The organism is Salinivibrio sp. ES.052, assembly GCF_900141775.1.
GTDB lineage: Bacteria > Pseudomonadota > Gammaproteobacteria > Enterobacterales > Vibrionaceae > Salinivibrio.
This window is the reverse complement of the sequence record NZ_FSRI01000001.1, coordinates 501,158-517,563: the sequence shown is the minus strand read 5'-3', so window position 1 is coordinate 517,563 and position 16,406 is coordinate 501,158. Positions and strand designations below refer to the sequence as shown.

The window sequence follows — 16,406 nt, the reverse complement described above, 5'->3', positions numbered from 1 at the left end:
ATCATAAAAGCGCCCCTCCCCGCGTCGTTTACGGGGAGGGGCAGCTTAGCAACGCAGAGAGGGGATTAGTTGGTGGCGCTAATCACTTTGTGTGACTGTACTCTTAGCTGTGTCTGCGCTTGTTTGCGCTCGTATTCGGTGTTAAGCAATGCCATACCGTCGTTGTCGGGGTTGTTGAGCGCCTCCGACGTTTCTCTCGCCACACCTCTTACATCAATGTTGTTGTTAATGATCGCCTCTAACGCGTCCTCTTTATCGGCTGATAGTAACGAGAGCTTGGCTTTACTCAAGTTGCTATTCATGTAGAGATCATTAAAGCCGGTAAAGGACAATAGCGGTAACATGGCTTGAGGTTTGGAATAAATGACTTGGCGAATTTCCCGACCCGACCCGTCTTCAAGTCGTATAAAGCTACGTTGCGTGTCCCAACTTTGCTCACCACCACTGATGTATCCTTGCAAGCATGCGCCTGTCTCACTGGTGCCGCAGCTTATCACCTGTGTGGCAGCCAAGCGGTTAGGCGTGTCAATATTCAATAACGCATTAGCATAGTCAATGCCCGTGTCTACATCTTCCGGCTGCTCGGTAAAGGTCAATCCCCAATTATTGAGAGTGCCTTGTCCATTTAGATAGTAGTTACGGTTGCCAATGTCGTGTGCATACCCATAAACGCCATCGCTATTGTTAGGTAGCACCTGCCAAAAGAGTGGCTCTCCACCCTTCTTAACGTATAGTTTAGTATTTTCTAGTGAACCCGCTCCCGCTAATGGTGGATACCAAAAGTTATAGTCATCGCGGGAATCATCACCAATTTCATTCATTTCAAGCGGCTTATTGCTAATACTGCCACGCTTAAACAGTTTGAAGGCATTGATTTGGCGATACTTGTCTTGCTGGATAGTCTCATTGACGTTTTCTTTGGTATCCGAGGCTAAGCGCTCATAACGCGCTGCCATAATCTGTTCGCTGTCAAGCTCCGCTTCAACATTGATAGGTGACGTCGCCCAAAAATTCTGGTCGCGGGTGTTGATACCGAACACCTGTCCACTCGAGTCACCACCGTCTTCAAGTGTTTGATCTCTATCTTTCAACGTCGGGCCATTAGAGCCAGATGTGATGCAGCTTCCAACGCCGTTATTAGGCTTAAAGTCACTAAAGCGCATGTTAGTCGAAAGCAGTGGTTTTTGATAGGAAATACTGTTGACATACCCGCCCTGGTTATCAAACTCATATATCGTTAAATATCCGTCGCTTGGCACTTTACTCTTTTTAATTTTAAGGGTTCCTTTGCTTGACCACTCGTCGTCATCAAGTGTGTAAGTTTTGATCGCTGTGCCATCGGCCCCATGAATTGTTACACGAAAGCGAGGATACCTAATTTTTCTGGCGTGCACTCGCTCACGATAATCAACTTCAGGCTCAGCATCCGGGTCGTAGTTAGGATCGGAAGGGTCAACCTCTTCATAGTAAATCTTTTCATCATAGATTGAACATGATTGGTCAGCTTTTGTTATGTAAAAGCTAGCAAAGTCGATATTGTATTTTGGGGTGGGCTTAGAGCCACCACCACTATCGCTGCCGCCTCCACATCCTGTGAAGGCTAATGGTAAGAGTAAAGAAAGGTATAGTCGTTTATCCATGATGATCTCAATTACTTGGTTTCTTGATCGCTTAGCGCAAAATGTGACTTACTTACAAGTGAATAGCAAGTAGGCAAGTAACACAATGCGAGCTTTAACGTGACTGCGGTTCAATTTTTTACTGATCCATGCTTTCAATCGTTGCTTTCGGGATAGATGTTTGAGGTCGCTGATCAGAGTCAACCGGTTGAGGGCATTGGGGTCGACCTGATGACTAAAGTAGGCTTTAAATGCATTGGCTTGCGCCACCATCTTGTCCATGCTGAGACAAAAGTCTTGATAATGTTGGCGAATTTTTACTAAGCGATGAGGTTTGGCCCCAATGCTATTATTGGTGTGTTGACGATATTGCATCAAGGGGCGTTCAATTAACTTGAGGGTGCCGAATTGTTTGGCAACCAGCGCTAACCACCAATCATGCATATAAGCCGCTTCCGGAATGGGTAACGCTTTATCAATTAAAAGACGGTTAACGATCGCGGTACATCCCGATACGGTATTTTGCTGCAATAACTGACTAAATGTATTCCCCCAGTTTAAAGGGATTTTCTTGTAGGCAAAGTAGGAGTCGTTGATTACGTTGAGCTGTGAGTCCACGATCGAGAGGTCAGAGTATACAAGGAGTGGCTGCGCTGGATTTAACGCCTTGATGTATTGATAACTAGTTACAATTTTATCCGGTAACCAGACATCATCTTGATCGCTCAACATCACATAAGGTGCCGAAGTCAGTGCTAACCCTCGGGCAAAATTTTGGCTGGGCCCGACCTTTTCCTGGGCCGGTTGATGAAGCTCAATTTTATTATCATTGGCGGCTAAGGTTTGAATGATTGCGAGCGTGTGATCGGTTGAGCCATCATCCACAACGATCAACTTCCGAACGAGGTGACTGTAGCCATGATTACGCTGAATGGATTGAATTTGCGCCTGAATGTAGTCTTGTCCGTTATAGGCGGCTAAGACAATATCAATCGGTTTATCGGGAACGTTTAAAGCGGGTTTTTTATCGTTAGTGTTGTTCACGTTCTTTACTACACGTTGGCTGAGGGGCGGAAAATCATTTGGAATATCGTCGTTTTAGGCGATCGCTATCGTCACATTAAGTCAGGTTTAGGCTATTCGCTTGGTACAATTGCGATTGCTTGGAGCGTATTTTTTTGCGTGCTAGGCAAAAACGCAGCGCACTGAATGCATGCCAAAAAAAGTAGCGACTGAGTAGTTTTCTACTGGCACGCTGACGCCAGTGAATGGCTTTGGTCTGTTCGGAAAATGCAATTTTATAGCCCGCCTGGTAAGCGCGATAGCAGAAGTCGATATCTTCACAATACATGTAATATTTTTCATCTAACCCTCCGAGTTGCTGGTACACCGCGGCTTTAACAGCAATCAAGGCTCCGCTTGCCCACAATGGCGATTGAACGTTGGGAATATCTGCTTTACGGATAACGGTGGACCTATCATTCAACGCATACGCAGAGATGAAAGACCATAGTTTGGGGAAGCGACGGATGTTGTCATCTTCTACATGTTCTTCTGCATCAAGGTATAGGTTACCCGCGACCATCTCGTTACCACTGGCAATAATAAACTGACGCAAGTTTTCTAACGCTTCTGTGGTGATTTGTACATCAGGGTTGAGCAATAAAAAGTAGTCATCCGGTTGTGGCTCTAACGTACTCATATAATGGAGATAATTTAAGTTATTGTTGGCTGCAAAGCCTTTTTTGTCGCTATTGACAATGTAGGTGATGCCGCTTTGTTGACAGTATTGGTTAAGCATTTTCTGACCGACATTATCCCGACAGATAACAAGAACATTGTCCATCTGGCTTGCTTGGCGTAATGAATCTATCGCGATAATCATATCACTGTGATTGTGGGATACTGTCGAGATAATGAGTCTCATTGTTAACCTTGTTGTGGTAGTTAGGCTTGTGGATGCAACACTGTTAATGCAAAACATTTAATGATCGTGCGAGCCGCGGAAACTTTGTTCGCAATACGCCTCTGCATGCGTAGTGTATAAAATAGTACACACTTTTTATCAGACTGAGCTGTTCGACGTGACGAAAAAGATGCCAGGTGTACTGCGCCGCTTTTAGCTTGTTGGCGGAGATAGAATCTCGTCTTACCCGGTATTGGGCCAGTGGCTCTGAGATGCCGTATGCTATATCAATTTTTTTGAGAATGCTTAACCATAAGCCGAAATCTTGGCGTTTTCTGATCAGAGGCATATACACTTTGCCGATTTTTTGGCTATCGTACATGGCCGTTAAACAGCCAATAACACAGGTTTTGAGTAACTCCTGATGTGAGACTGTCTCGGGGACCCCCACTACACCCAAGTCTTTCCCGCGTTCATCAATTTTTTGATACGCAGAGAAGCTGAGTGCACAGTTTTTTTGGTGCATAAAGTCGAGCTGCTTCTCAAGTTTATGGGGGAGCCATAGATCATCGCTGTCTAAAAACGCGATAAACTGCCCTTCCGCTTCTTTTATGGCAGCGTTACGCGCCACCGCCGCACCACTGTTCGTGGTCATTCTAATCACTCGTATTCGCGGATCATCGTTCGCATACTGCAGGGCGATCGTTAACGAGCTATCCGTTGAGCAATCATCAACGAGTAACAGTTCCCAGTGTGGGTAGGTTTGTTTGATGACAGATAGCACGGTGTCATGGATGTGCGACTCACAGTTATAGAGTGGCGTAATGATAGATACCAAAGGATAAGTCATAGTTCGTCGCAGTTTTTTGCTAGGTGTCTAGTATATATAATCATGAAAGTTTCTACATCCATCAGAGCCTCCATTCTCTGAACTACGCTTTTGCGCTGTCAATGGTGTTTTGGTACACCTCTTCCATATCTTTGATGGATTGCAGCCAAGCGTAGTGTTTGTGTACATGGGCTCTTCCTTGCACTCCCATTTTCTTTCTCAGACTTGGATTTAGTACCAGTCTTTCCATCGCGTTTGTTGCAGCTTCTGTATCTTCAGTTCCAACAATGATACCCGTGTGGTCATTCTCTACCACCTCTGGCAACCCGCCTGAATCGGACACTATCACAGGTCGTCCCGCGGCTCCCGCTTCTAAAACCGAGACACCAAAGCTTTCTCTACGTGAGAGTGCAATAAAAATATCAATCAGAGCAAGCTGTGACGGAACCTCACTGTGGGAAACTCTTCCCACAAATTCTACACTTTGACCGATACCAAGTTTATTCGCCATCTGTTTCAATTCGGAAGATTGAGGGCCATCACCGACTATTCGCAGTTTTACTGTGGGAACAAAGCAATCATTAACTATCTTTAATCGTTTTACTAAACCAGAAAATGCCCTTAATAAAATATCTATTCCATATTTGGAGTCTAGCCCTTTTATTGTACCAATTGTTATTTCGTCCGCATATTCATCTTTAAGTTCAGGTATGCTTTCATAATCTTCGATATCAACACCAAAAGGTGTAATTGCAACAGAATCACTATTACATTTATTTTTTTTTACATATTTATATGTTTCAGTGGCCATGGCGTAACTGGTCGATGCGATTTTGTCTGCGTTATGAAGATTAGCCTGGACAAGCCATTTATGTAGTATAGATTTTGTTGGAAAGTCATATATATCACTACCCCAAACTGATAATAACCAAGGCCTGAATCCAACCATCGCTGCTGTGGTTGCATAACCACTCGCGTAGTGGGCGTTAACAATATCGGGTTGAATGTGTTTTAGCAGCCTTTTTACAGCAGGCACCATGGTGAAGTAGCCTAATGTCCCACGAAACGGTAATTTATGTAAAATAATTCCGTCGTCTAGGGGATCACAAGGGGCATGCTGAGAAATAACATGCACTTCATGGCCAGCATTACTCAACCCGTTCGCCCAGCGAACAGTGTGGACAGATGAAGCACCTGCTAGCAATACCAATTTAAACTTTCTACTTGTCACAGTTCACCCTAGTGGTTTGAGTTAACCCTGTTAACCGTCGCTGAAAAGACCTTTCTTTTAAAGCTCACTACTTTGAATAACAGCTGATGCGTAGGCTTTAATAAAAACATTGGCAATAATGACAAGCCATAAAAAAAGGAAATTTTAAAGGGCTGAGACCAAAAATAACAACGACTAATAATCTTGAAATTTTTATCTATATCCAAATGCAAGTTTTGATTCCATGCATATATTAGTTTATTGTTATATTTTAACTTTAGTGGCTCCTCTACATCCGTCCCTTGGTATTTACTAATTAGCTTTACAATATCTTCATTATAAATCTCTTCTTGAGTATAAAAATTTTGGCGAGTTACCATATTCTCAGCGTCTTTATAATAAATAACACTATGATTATTCACCAATAAATAACCATTGATATTTTCAATGCACCTAAGCCATGTGTCAACATCACCGCCTCTTTTCATCTTTCCTTCTGGAAACATTCCGGACTGAATAATTATTTCTTTCTTAACGGCCACGCTCGATGTATAAAAAGGTGATTTTCTTAAGTATTCCTTAAATGAAATAAATTGCGTTGTCTCTGAGGTATCGATGTTTTTGTTAATGTTACTATCGTAAGCCTCGATAAACCTAGACGCAATAAACCCGACATTTTTGCTGTTCTCTATATGGGTGAAAAATAAATTCAAATGATAGTCTAGCCATTCATCATCGGCATCTAAAAATGCAATCCATGGGCCGAGAGCTTGTTGAATTCCTAGGTTCCTAGCTGCATATCCACCCGGCCCTGCTTCGTTTCGATGAAAAACTCGAATTCGATCGTCATTAAACTTAGTAACCTCATTATTACTGTTATCTGTTGACGGATCACATACGACAATTAACTCCAAGTTCGTATACGTTTGACGCAATACAGAGTTAATCGCTCTAGCAATGTGCGGCTCTTTATTATAAATAGGCATAATAACCGAGAAAAAGGGCGCGTTATTTTTTCTATTATCAATCATTACTTTTCATCACTCTAAAGCTACGGGAAACGTATAAGAGTCGCGTAGTCAAAGATTCTTTCATAACAGTTACTAGATGATAGCATCACAGAAACGGCATGAAAAATATAGTCCATCCTTTTTGGTTTTATACGTTTGAAACCAATATAAAATTGATAAAACCCAATCAGTTAAAGGTCTAGAAGACTAATTTTTATACTTTCTATACCATCATCGGTCTTTGGGGAGCGTGAAATTAGTGTATTGAGAATTCATCATGCTAAACTTATTCCACTTTATCTATTTCTGCGAAGACCAAATCCCACATTTCTTCTGATTGCTGCTTAAGCTGTTCTGATTTTTCCATAAGCTGTTGTTTCAATGGGTCACATATTTCAGGTTGAAGTAGCAAATCTATTTTTGAGTAAAGTTTTTCGTCTCTATCTAACACCGAGACAACTCCTTCTTTGAAGTTATAATCTTCAAGAAGTCGAATGTATTTGTGGCTCCAGCCCGTTGCTAATGAAGGAACACCTTGCGATAAAGCGCTAACTAAACCATGAAATCGACTGCCGATCATGGCATCACAACTACCCAAAATACCTTTAATATGTAGGGGATCTGTCTCTTTAACGATAGGCACACCACCAACTGCTTCTGAAATTTTATCAGCCAACATTTGGTCCTTTTCACCTTCATGAACCAGTACAAACGGCTGAGCCCCTTTATCCAATAGATATCTCGCACAAAGAATCATAAAGGGTAAATAAGCTTCGCTTTCTTTTTTGCTAGTTTTATCAACCATACGATAGTTAGGTACCAAAGCAATTCGCTTATTACGAGAGTTATAGTTAGCAGGAAGAGTTCCTTCAACCAAATTAGTGAAATCCGGATAGAGTTTAACCTTTTCTTGCTCCCCAACTAGATCAATTAAGTGCTTATAAGAATCCCGTTCACGAGCAAAAATTAGGTCTGCGTTTTCAGCCCATTGCTTCACCCAGGGCTGAATTTCTTTTTTTTGATAAGGTCCTAACGCTTGCGGTAATAAAATAACTTTTGTCCCACGTTTTCTCCAACGCTTACTGGAACGAGCTAATTCTTTACTATTATGACTCCCCCACTGATCACTATAGGAAAAGCCAGCAGCATCCAAAACAACATCTACATCTACATCTAATACTAAACCATACATTTCACGCAATTTTTTGGGGAAATAGCGAGCAAAATCGCCCCACTGGATACCATAGCGCCACAACCAAACTTTTGGGTAAAAACCTAATTTAGTTAATTTATGGAAAGGCTGACTAGCTTTGTTATGAGTTGGTGACATTACCAGTACTGCATTAGGGTAACGTTCTTGGACTTTTTGCATCACGGAGTGAAGCATCAATTCCGCTCCCTTGTTGACGAAGCCTGCTTTTCTAATTTCTATTATCATTGACTAATATCTTCCAAAATAAGTTGGTTTAGTTTTTTCTGTGAGTAAGGTATGCCACCGCTAGGATCTGCATACCCGACTGCAAGTAGCATAATGACTCTTTCATAATCTTTGAGATTGATCACTTTTCTAATTTTACGTTCATTGGCATCAACTTCAGGCCAGTTGATCGAGCAAGTGGAAAGACCTAGAGTTTCAAGAGCAAGCATCAACTGCATCGCTGCCAAAGAGCCATCAATGTAGATCAAATGACGATCCTTTTCGTAAGGATAAGCTGATAAATCGCCCACTATAACAATCATTGCCGGTAAGTTATCTGCAAATCCCTTAGTACCGCCTGCACACTTAGCAATAGTGATTGCCTTTTCTTTTTCATTACAAAATAAGAAACGGTAAGGTTGACGATTACAAGCTGAAGGAGCAAAACTAGCTATGTTGGCAGCTTGCTGAACTAGATTTAAAGGCACCTGTTTATCTTGATACCAACGCACAGAACGTCTTCGAATAAATAACTGCTTTAACTCGTCAAAACTTATATCTACACTTGGTAACTTTTCATAAAGATAAGGCTTATAAGCAGCGCCTTCACTGGGAAATTCAGCCGCAGTTTCAAAACTTTCTGGATGCTGCTGTCGTGCCTCCAAATAAACTTTTCTCGCGTACTCTATAAGAGTAGTAGACCCAATTATCTTAAAATATTCATCAAGAACATCAGTTGCCCATTTTTTTTCAGTTTGTGCCAACTCGCTAGCTTTAATAGCATCCTTATAACAATCTACTGTTTCCTGAATAAACCCCTCAGCAAAAACACGTCGTCTAGGCCGCATGATCAACCCTTTCTCAAGGCGATGTGTATTTCTGCGTAACAACGCGCAGGTTTCACCTATGTCTTTTAATGAGTCATAATAGGCTTTACGTCCCTTAATAACTGCTTGGTGTTCACTAGAGAAACCATTGCTAACCAGATAATAAAAACTGGAAAGAAAGCGACTTTTTTGAGTTAATGTTAAAAAAGCTAGCTTCGTTCGAGTGACCAAAACTTTCGCGACACTAACTATTGGTTTAGGCAGTATTTTTTTTATAAACTTCCTCATCTCTAACAACCCTTAAATTTATAATATCTAATAGGACTAATTACTGATTTAGCCATCATAACAAATATCGGCCTTGTTTTAGAATAAAGTGCGAGTGAGAAAAATGATGCGAAAGCATAGGATATAAGAGTTGCATAGGCAGCACCCTGAACACCAAACTTGGGAATAAGGAAGTAATTAATCACCACATTAACAAGAGCTCCGGTTCCTTGAGTTATTAGTGAAAAAAACAGCACATTTTCAATTAATATCCACTTAGAGAACGCCGCTCTCATAAAAATAAATATGGCAGCCCATATATGGATAACTAAGACGTTCGCACTATCAATATAATAATCACCAAAGAATAGCAAAACAATCCACTCTGAAAGTAATGACATTATTACAGCAACACCAACCGCTACTATAAACAAAAGATCAAACAACTGCTGTAACCTCTTGTTAAACTGCTCTGGATCCTTTTCTTTTAGTTTGATCAATTTAGGAAAGAGGGAGGATACGATTGCAACAGGAATAAAGTACCAAGCCTCGGAGAGCTGTGCTGCGACAGAATAAATCCCTACTGATTCCGACCCTTCAAACCAACGTAACATAATCTGGTCGACTTTAAGATAAATAACTGCAAAGAAAGATCCTAAATATACAATCCATCCCTGGCTCAATAACTCTTTGGCTTTCTCCCAACTAAAATGCCACTCATTAAGCTTAAGCTCTGATTTAAATTTGTATACAAGAATAAATAAAATAGCAATAGCAATAGCCTGTATAAGGTTGGCGGTTACAAAGTAAACGACACTGAGCCCAAGTGACACAAAAACCAACTTTATAACTGCAGAAACTACCAGCGCTAGAAGGCGCGCGTAGGCTACATAGATTGCTTGGACAAATGCTTGAAACCAGAAATCAATAATATCAAAAGGCTTTACAAGCAATATAGCACCCGCAATGGCAAGTGCTTGGAATTCCATGCTAGATACTCCTTCATAAATAAATGCATAAAGAAGAAGAAAAAAGTATCCAGTTGACATGCCCAAAAGTTTAAGGCCAAAAGTCGTTCCTAGCGTTACTCCTCGCTCGCTCGGTTTTTTTACAATTTCCCTAACAACGAGTCCGCTAATACCCATATGTCCAATAACTGAGAATAGAGTCGAAACTGAGATCGCATAAGAAAATAGACCAAAATCTTCAGGGCCTAGATAACGAGCAACAACTACAGTGACAAGAAATCCAACCACTAGGTTGGTCAGCTTATCTCCAATAATCCAAAAAGTATTATTTAAATATTTTTTGTATTTCTCATATACACTAATGATCTTCAATTTGTGTCCTAAATTTAACTAAATACGTATTGCAGGATCATCATACCTACGGGAAGCAAGAAAAGTACTATCAAGAATAATCAAATCCCAATAAAGTCCGCATCGATGATGACTGATACTTCATACTTTTTCACACCCCCACTCCGGATAGTGCTGGCGGATATACGCATTCAAGGCTTTTTCTGCTTCGGTGTATGTGCGTATGGTCTGCTCGTCGTTTTGATTGACGCTTTTGACCATGCCGGCGCCGACGGTAAGATTGCTGTGGCGATCAATTAATACAAAGGCACCGGTTTTGGGTAAGAACTGATAGCTGTCTAGCGGCGTGCTCTCAGTGAGTGTAAAGTCCGCAACGCAGATTTCGTTTAACGCGAGGCTTTCGCTATTTGGCGCTTGGGTTTCGAGCGTATTCACATCAATCTTGTGCTGAATGTCGGTGATCTTGCCTGTGGCCATGTGAGTAGCAAATTTCACCCATAGATCTTTATGGGTACGCAGAGGCGCTTCACCCATCCACACTACATGAGCACTAAATTGATTGGTGATACTTGGCTCGTGCCCCGTATGTACCAACATATCGCCGCGTGAGATATCAATCTCATCTTCAAGCGTTAAGGTAATAGCGTTGTCGGGGTAAGCGCAGTCTAACTCACCGTCGTAGGTATAGATCGAGGCAACCACCGATTGTTTGCCAGATGGCAACACGGTGACATTGTCGCCAACGCGCACGGTACCCGAGGTTAACGTGCCACAGTAGCCACGGAAGTTAAGGTTAGGCCGGTTAACGTATTGCACCGGAAAGCGCATGTGCTCGGTATCTTTGTCTTGCGCGACTTTAACCGTCTCAAGCAGCTTCATCAAGGTGGCGCCGGGGTACCAGTCCATTTGCTCACTGGGGGTCACCACGTTGTCGCCTTTCAGCGCGGAAATAGGCACAAAACGAATGTCATCAATCGCAAAGTGCTTCGCCATGTCACGGTAATCGGCTTTGATTTGCTGATAGATGTCTCGGTCATAACTCACCAAATCCATCTTATTTACCGCGACAATGATGTGCTTGATACCCAGCAAGCTACAGATATAACTGTGCCGTCGGGTCTGGGTTTGAATGCCATGGCGGGCATCGACCATGACAATCGCTAGTTCACACGTCGACGCGCCAGTGACCATGTTGCGGGTATATTGTTCGTGCCCTGGAGTATCAGCAATGATGAACTTGCGTTTGTCCGTTGAAAAGTAGCGGTAGGCAACATCAATGGTAATGCCCTGCTCTCGCTCTGATTGCAAGCCATCAACCAGCAAGGCCAAGTCAAACGCTTCATCGGTGGTGTTGAACTTCTGCGAGTCTTTTTCAATCGCCGCCATCTGATCTTCATAAATCAGCTTGCTGTCATACAGCAACCGGCCAATCAGCGTAGATTTACCATCATCGACGCTGCCGCAGGTTAAAAAGCGCAGTAAATCCTTGTTTTCATGCACCTGCAAATAGGCTTCAATATCTTTGCCGATTAAATCTGAAGAGTGTGACATGGGTTATTGCTTCCTGTAATACTGATTCAGCGTGTCGATGAAAAGGGTTAACTCTGATTTGGGTAACTGATTAATCCCGGCCGCGGCTTTGCGGCCACCGCCGGTGGGGAATTGCCCACAAACCTCATCGGCACCATGGCGCTGATTGAGCGGGGCGCGCACGCTGACGGTGTAATCTTGCTCGTTCGGGTTAAGTGTTAATACCGCGTGCGCTTTATCGGGCGCTTGATTGGCCAATTGATTGCTAAACACGCCACTGATGCGTCTCGCCCACGCCGCATTCGGTAAACAGTAAATGGTGCATTCCGTGGATGTATGCTTGGGTACCAATGCCTGCGCCTTGGCCATATCATCGGCATACCCGCCTTGTAGTTGATAATACGGCGACGTGCGATCGGTTTGTAACGCAGACGGTGAGTCATAAGCCATTAACGCGTGATATAAATCCGCGGGCGCAAAGTGTAAATCATCGACGCTGGCGCCATACCCATTGTAATTAATCAATACTCCCAACTCACTTAAAAACGCTTGTTGGTCGGCCGCGATACCGTGCTTCTCACATAAGGCATCGGCTGCAGCAACCATATTATCGCCATAGGCCGCTGCTATTGCCCAAGCCACATAGCGCTCGCCAAGGTGCTGGTTAATTAGCAAACTGGTGCAGGTGTTGGCATCGGTATTGATTAACGCGGTGAAGTTATCGGCGACGGGCACTTCTCCGGTACGATGGTGATCGCAATAGAAAACGGGGATATCACGCTTAATTAAAGCTTCAAGGGCGTTTTTGTTCTTATCCATCGAAATATCAAGCACAGTGACGCTCGAGACATCAGCTTGTTGCGCGACCTGATCAAGCAATTGAATATCACGTTTAACACCCGTGACGAGCGTACTTGCCTGCGGTGTGTTTTTTTGTAATTGCGACGCCTTTCGCAACTGCAACAACGCTAGAATGCCGTCGGCATCACCATTAAACACATCGTAATGCATGGCTTAGTTGGCTCCCTGTGGTGCCCGAATAAACCCGTGAGTGTCGAGATAGCTCACCACCTGCTGGGCACAGGTTTCAATATCGGCTTGGTCGGTGTGCAAATGTATCTCAGGCGCATTGGGCGGCTCATAGGCCGAATCAATACCGGTAAAATCAGGAATGTCTCCTGCACGTGCTTTTTTATACAAGCCTTTCGGATCGCGGGCTTCACACACGGCAAGCGGCGTGTCAACAAACACTTCAATAAAAGCGGCCTCCCCAATAAGAGCGCGCACTTTTTCCCTATCGGCCCGAAATGGCGAGATAAAGGCAGTGAGCACAATTACCCCAGCATCAACAAATAAGTTAGCGACTTCGCCAATACGACGGATGTTTTCTTCTCGGTCTGCAGCGCTAAAACCTAAGTCCTGGTTAAGGCCATGGCGCATGTTGTCGCCATCCAGCAGATAGCTGTGCGCACCTGCGGTCAATAATTGATGCTCAACGGCATTGGCGATAGTGGATTTCCCCGAGCCACTGAGCCCAGTAAACCAAAGCACCACAGGGGTTTGTTGTTTTTGTTTCGCCCGCGCTTGTGCGGACACACTGCTGTTATGCCAGGTTATATTGGTAGCTGGCGTCGAGATTGTTGTCATAGCACTCACACAGAATCAAAAGGAAATACAATCGGAATTAATACGGTCACGATTGCGATATACACAAGCGTAACTGGCCAACCCACACGGATAAAGTCGGCGGGTCGATACTCTCCCGCGCTCATTACCATTAAGTTGGTTTGATAGCCAAAGGGGCTGATAAAACACGCACTCGCGCCATACGCAACTGCCATCACCCAAGGCATGGCATTCAGTTGCAACCCATCGGCAATACTGAGCGCAATAGGCACCATTAAAGCGGCCGCGGCGGTGTTGGTCATGGTCTCAGTGAGCAGTACCGTCAGCAGTATTAATCCAAACAGCACTGCCACTGTGGGTAACCCATTTATCTGAGCTAAAAACACCTGGGTGACCGACGTGGCTAAACCACTAACTTGCACCGCTGAGGCCAGTGATAATGCACAGACTAAAATCGTTAATAGCTCAAACGGAAAGCGTCGACGTAATTGGCTGCTATCGACAACATTGCTCCCTACCATCAGTACCAAGTATAGCGTTAGGCCTTCTATCAGGCTCATGAAGCCCAACGCACCTGCCGCAATCGCCGCAAGAAAGCCAGCGATGGCGGCTGTGTTTTGCACCATAGAGAGAGGCTGAAAGGTTTTGTAGTCTGATAACAAAAAGAAGTTGCGGCTGATGTTCTGTCGCCGCTCAAAGTCGGGCCCGACCGCCAGCATCAGCTTGTCGCCACTTTGAATCGGATTATTACCCAATTTACCACTGACGGTTTTGCCTTCCCGCGATAAGCCAATCACTGCCGCATCAAACCGGGCACGAAAGCCAACTTGTTTGAGTGTTTTGCCGACTAATATTGATTCAGGACTGACTAAGACTTCACGCAAATTCGTAGCGGGCAAGTCGCCCTTGTTAAAAGTGTTTAGCCCTGATACCGCGGTAATTTGATGCACACGGCGTACATCACCACAAAAAAGTAATTTGTCATCAGCTTGGATAACATCATTTGGTTTGACCGGTGATATGAGGGTATCCCCCCGCACGATTTCGGCGAGAAATAAACCGTCGAGTGCGCGCAACCCGTTTTTGATGACCGTTTTCCCAATCAACGGGCTGCTGGGCGCCACAGCCGCCTCGATAAAATACTGACTCTCAAGTGACTCGTCGGTGGTGTGTTGTGGCAACCAGCGGCTTACTAAGACCACGACAGCACCACAGCCCACAACGAGTGCAGCACCAATCGGCAGAAAATCAAACACCGCGATGTTCGGGCCATCTTGGGCGGCGACTAAGCCACTGACCACCAAGTTAGTACTGGTACCGACTAAGGTTAAGGTTCCACCTAACACCGAAAAATATGACAGCGGGATGAGTAATCGCTGCGGAGCATGCAGTTGTGACTTCATCACCGCCCGCATCATGGTCGCGACTACCGCCGTGTTATTAAGGATAGACGAGGCAATAGCACTTAAGGCACCCATTTTTATTAAGCTCGGCAGATACTTGCTATGAGCAATATGTTTTGCCAAAAAACTCAGCAACACAGTGCGCTCTAATACAATTGCGGCGAGCAATAATAAAATCAGAGTAACGATACCCGAGTTAGTGACATGGCTCAGTACCGTTTGGGTATCGATCTCGCCGCCGACTAACAAGACAGCAGTCGCGGCGACAAAAATATGGCTTACTCGTTGCTTGGTGGTCACCAGCGCCGTAATCAGCCCCACCAATACGGTGGCTGTTAATAACATCAGCTGGGCCTTTTAGAAGTAGCCTTCGCGCTTCTTTTTCTCCATCGAGCCGGCGCTGTCATGGTCAATAGTCCGCCCTTGGCGCTCAGACGTGGTAGTAAGCAGCATTTCTTGGATCACTTCGGTCAAGGTGGTTGCTTCTGACTCCACAGCACCAGTCAATGGATAACAACCTAGCGTTCTAAATCGTACCATTTTGTGCTCAGGCACTTCCCCCTCTTCAAGTGGCATCCGCTCATCATCGACCATAATCAACGTGCCGTCTCGTTCTACGACAGGGCGCGGCTTGGACAAATACAAACCTGGGATCTCGATGTTTTCCAGGTAGATATATTGCCAGATATCAAGCTCCGTCCAATTTGATAACGGGAAGACTCGAATGCTCTCGCCCTTTTTCACTTTGCCGTTATAAATATTCCAAAGCTCGGGGCGCTGATTTTTTGGGTCCCAGCGGTGATGCTCATCACGGAAAGAATAAGCACGCTCTTTGGCTCGTGACTTTTCTTCATCGCGGCGAGCGCCACCAAACGCCGCATCAAAGCCATGTTGATCAAGTGCCTGCTTTAACCCCTGGGTTTTCATAATATCGGTGTGCACTGAGCTGCCATGCGTGAACGGGCTGATGTTCATCGCCAGTCCTTCTGGATTTTGGTGCACAATCAACTTCATGCCCGCTTGCTCAGCCATTTTATCGCGAAACTGATACATCTCTTGGAATTTCCAAGTGGTATCTACATGCATTAAAGGAAACGGGGGTACCCCTGGCGCAAAGGCTTTTTTCGCCAAGTGCAACATTACAGAAGAATCTTTGCCCACGGAATACAGCATCACTGGGTTATCAAACTCCGCCGCTACTTCGCGCATAATATGAATGGCTTCGGCTTCAAGTTGTTTAAGATGCGTCATTTTTTCTGGTGATACAGGCATGGTGTTTCCTTAACCCTATATAATACAGCTGCTCATGGCGAACACTTTTTATACCGCATTTACCCACGCTACCGCCATGAGGTGTCGCTCCCCCTGTGCGCATAGCTAACCTTTAAAACTCACTACGCGTTGCGTGATAAGTCAATACTTCGCGATTGAGTTTACTTGCTT

14 protein-coding genes are annotated in these 16,406 nt (G+C 44.2%); all 14 read right to left on the bottom strand.

The window, feature by feature from the left end; genetic code table 11:
• Positions 1-65 precede the first annotated feature (65 nt).
• Positions 66-1,640 (bottom strand): hypothetical protein, encoded by a 1,575-nt coding sequence (locus BUQ98_RS02405; RefSeq protein WP_074212332.1) that lies wholly within the window; start codon positions 1,638-1,640, stop codon positions 66-68.
• Positions 1,641-1,688: 48 nt separating this feature from the next.
• Positions 1,689-2,663, bottom strand: coding sequence for a glycosyltransferase family 2 protein (locus tag BUQ98_RS02400; protein WP_074212331.1), 975 nt, complete (start codon positions 2,661-2,663; stop codon positions 1,689-1,691).
• Positions 2,664-2,739: 76 nt separating this feature from the next.
• Positions 2,740-3,546: a glycosyltransferase gene (locus tag BUQ98_RS02395; RefSeq protein ID WP_074212330.1), complete on the bottom strand. Its 807-nt coding sequence runs from the start codon at positions 3,544-3,546 to the stop codon at positions 2,740-2,742.
• Between the two features lie 43 nt (positions 3,547-3,589).
• Positions 3,590-4,375: a glycosyltransferase family 2 protein gene (locus BUQ98_RS02390; protein ID WP_074212329.1), complete on the bottom strand. Its 786-nt coding sequence runs from the start codon at positions 4,373-4,375 to the stop codon at positions 3,590-3,592.
• Positions 4,376-4,457: 82 nt separating this feature from the next.
• Positions 4,458-5,585, bottom strand: a complete 1,128-nt coding sequence (locus BUQ98_RS02385) for a glycosyltransferase (RefSeq protein ID WP_074212328.1) — start codon at positions 5,583-5,585, stop codon at positions 4,458-4,460.
• A gap of 8 nt (positions 5,586-5,593) precedes the next feature.
• On the bottom strand, positions 5,594-6,595 hold the full coding sequence (locus BUQ98_RS02380; RefSeq protein ID WP_074212327.1) for a glycosyltransferase family A protein: 1,002 nt from the start codon (positions 6,593-6,595) through the stop codon (positions 5,594-5,596).
• 265 nt (positions 6,596-6,860) lie between these two features.
• Positions 6,861-8,012: a polysaccharide pyruvyl transferase family protein gene (locus BUQ98_RS02375; RefSeq protein ID WP_074212326.1), complete on the bottom strand. Its 1,152-nt coding sequence runs from the start codon at positions 8,010-8,012 to the stop codon at positions 6,861-6,863.
• Positions 8,009-9,106: a nitroreductase family protein gene (locus BUQ98_RS02370; protein ID WP_074212325.1), complete on the bottom strand. Its 1,098-nt coding sequence runs from the start codon at positions 9,104-9,106 to the stop codon at positions 8,009-8,011. Before BUQ98_RS02370 ends, BUQ98_RS02375 begins: the two co-directional genes overlap by 4 nt.
• Positions 9,107-9,108: 2 nt before the next feature.
• Entirely contained in the window at positions 9,109-10,425 is a 1,317-nt protein-coding gene (locus tag BUQ98_RS02365; protein ID WP_074212324.1) for a flippase, read from the bottom strand.
• Positions 10,426-10,545: 120 nt separating this feature from the next.
• Complete coding sequence (gene cysN / locus BUQ98_RS02360) at positions 10,546-11,955, bottom strand: sulfate adenylyltransferase subunit CysN (protein WP_074212323.1); 1,410 nt, start codon at positions 11,953-11,955, stop codon at positions 10,546-10,548.
• Between the two features lie 3 nt (positions 11,956-11,958).
• Positions 11,959-12,945 (bottom strand): acetyltransferase, encoded by a 987-nt coding sequence (locus BUQ98_RS02355; RefSeq protein ID WP_074212322.1) that lies wholly within the window; start codon positions 12,943-12,945, stop codon positions 11,959-11,961.
• Positions 12,946-12,948: 3 nt separating this feature from the next.
• Positions 12,949-13,581: an adenylyl-sulfate kinase gene (gene cysC / locus BUQ98_RS02350; RefSeq protein ID WP_074212321.1), complete on the bottom strand. Its 633-nt coding sequence runs from the start codon at positions 13,579-13,581 to the stop codon at positions 12,949-12,951.
• Positions 13,582-13,586: 5 nt separating this feature from the next.
• Positions 13,587-15,308 carry an SLC13 family permease gene (locus BUQ98_RS02345; RefSeq protein WP_074212320.1) on the bottom strand — a complete coding sequence of 574 codons (1,722 nt, stop codon included), beginning with the start codon at positions 15,306-15,308 and terminating at the stop codon, positions 13,587-13,589.
• A gap of 12 nt (positions 15,309-15,320) precedes the next feature.
• Entirely contained in the window at positions 15,321-16,235 is a 915-nt protein-coding gene (gene cysD, locus BUQ98_RS02340; RefSeq protein ID WP_074212319.1) for a sulfate adenylyltransferase subunit CysD, read from the bottom strand.
• Between the last annotated feature and the right edge of the window lie 171 nt (positions 16,236-16,406).

Coding starts and splice junctions, on each gene's coding strand:
- BUQ98_RS02390 (WP_074212329.1), bottom strand. CDS start 4,375: ATGACTTATCCTTTGGTATCTATCATTACGCCACTCTATAACTGTGAG.
- cysC (WP_074212321.1), bottom strand. CDS start 13,581: ATGACAACAATCTCGACGCCAGCTACCAATATAACCTGGCATAACAGC.
- BUQ98_RS02345 (WP_074212320.1), bottom strand. CDS start 15,308: ATGTTATTAACAGCCACCGTATTGGTGGGGCTGATTACGGCGCTGGTG.
- BUQ98_RS02375 (WP_074212326.1), bottom strand. CDS start 8,012: ATGATAATAGAAATTAGAAAAGCAGGCTTCGTCAACAAGGGAGCGGAA.
- BUQ98_RS02395 (WP_074212330.1), bottom strand. CDS start 3,546: ATGAGACTCATTATCTCGACAGTATCCCACAATCACAGTGATATGATT.
- BUQ98_RS02405 (WP_074212332.1), bottom strand. CDS start 1,640: ATGGATAAACGACTATACCTTTCTTTACTCTTACCATTAGCCTTCACA.
- BUQ98_RS02355 (WP_074212322.1), bottom strand. CDS start 12,945: ATGCATTACGATGTGTTTAATGGTGATGCCGACGGCATTCTAGCGTTG.
- BUQ98_RS02370 (WP_074212325.1), bottom strand. CDS start 9,106: ATGAGGAAGTTTATAAAAAAAATACTGCCTAAACCAATAGTTAGTGTC.
- cysN (WP_074212323.1), bottom strand. CDS start 11,955: ATGTCACACTCTTCAGATTTAATCGGCAAAGATATTGAAGCCTATTTG.
- cysD (WP_074212319.1), bottom strand. CDS start 16,235: ATGCCTGTATCACCAGAAAAAATGACGCATCTTAAACAACTTGAAGCC.
- BUQ98_RS02380 (WP_074212327.1), bottom strand. CDS start 6,595: ATGATTGATAATAGAAAAAATAACGCGCCCTTTTTCTCGGTTATTATG.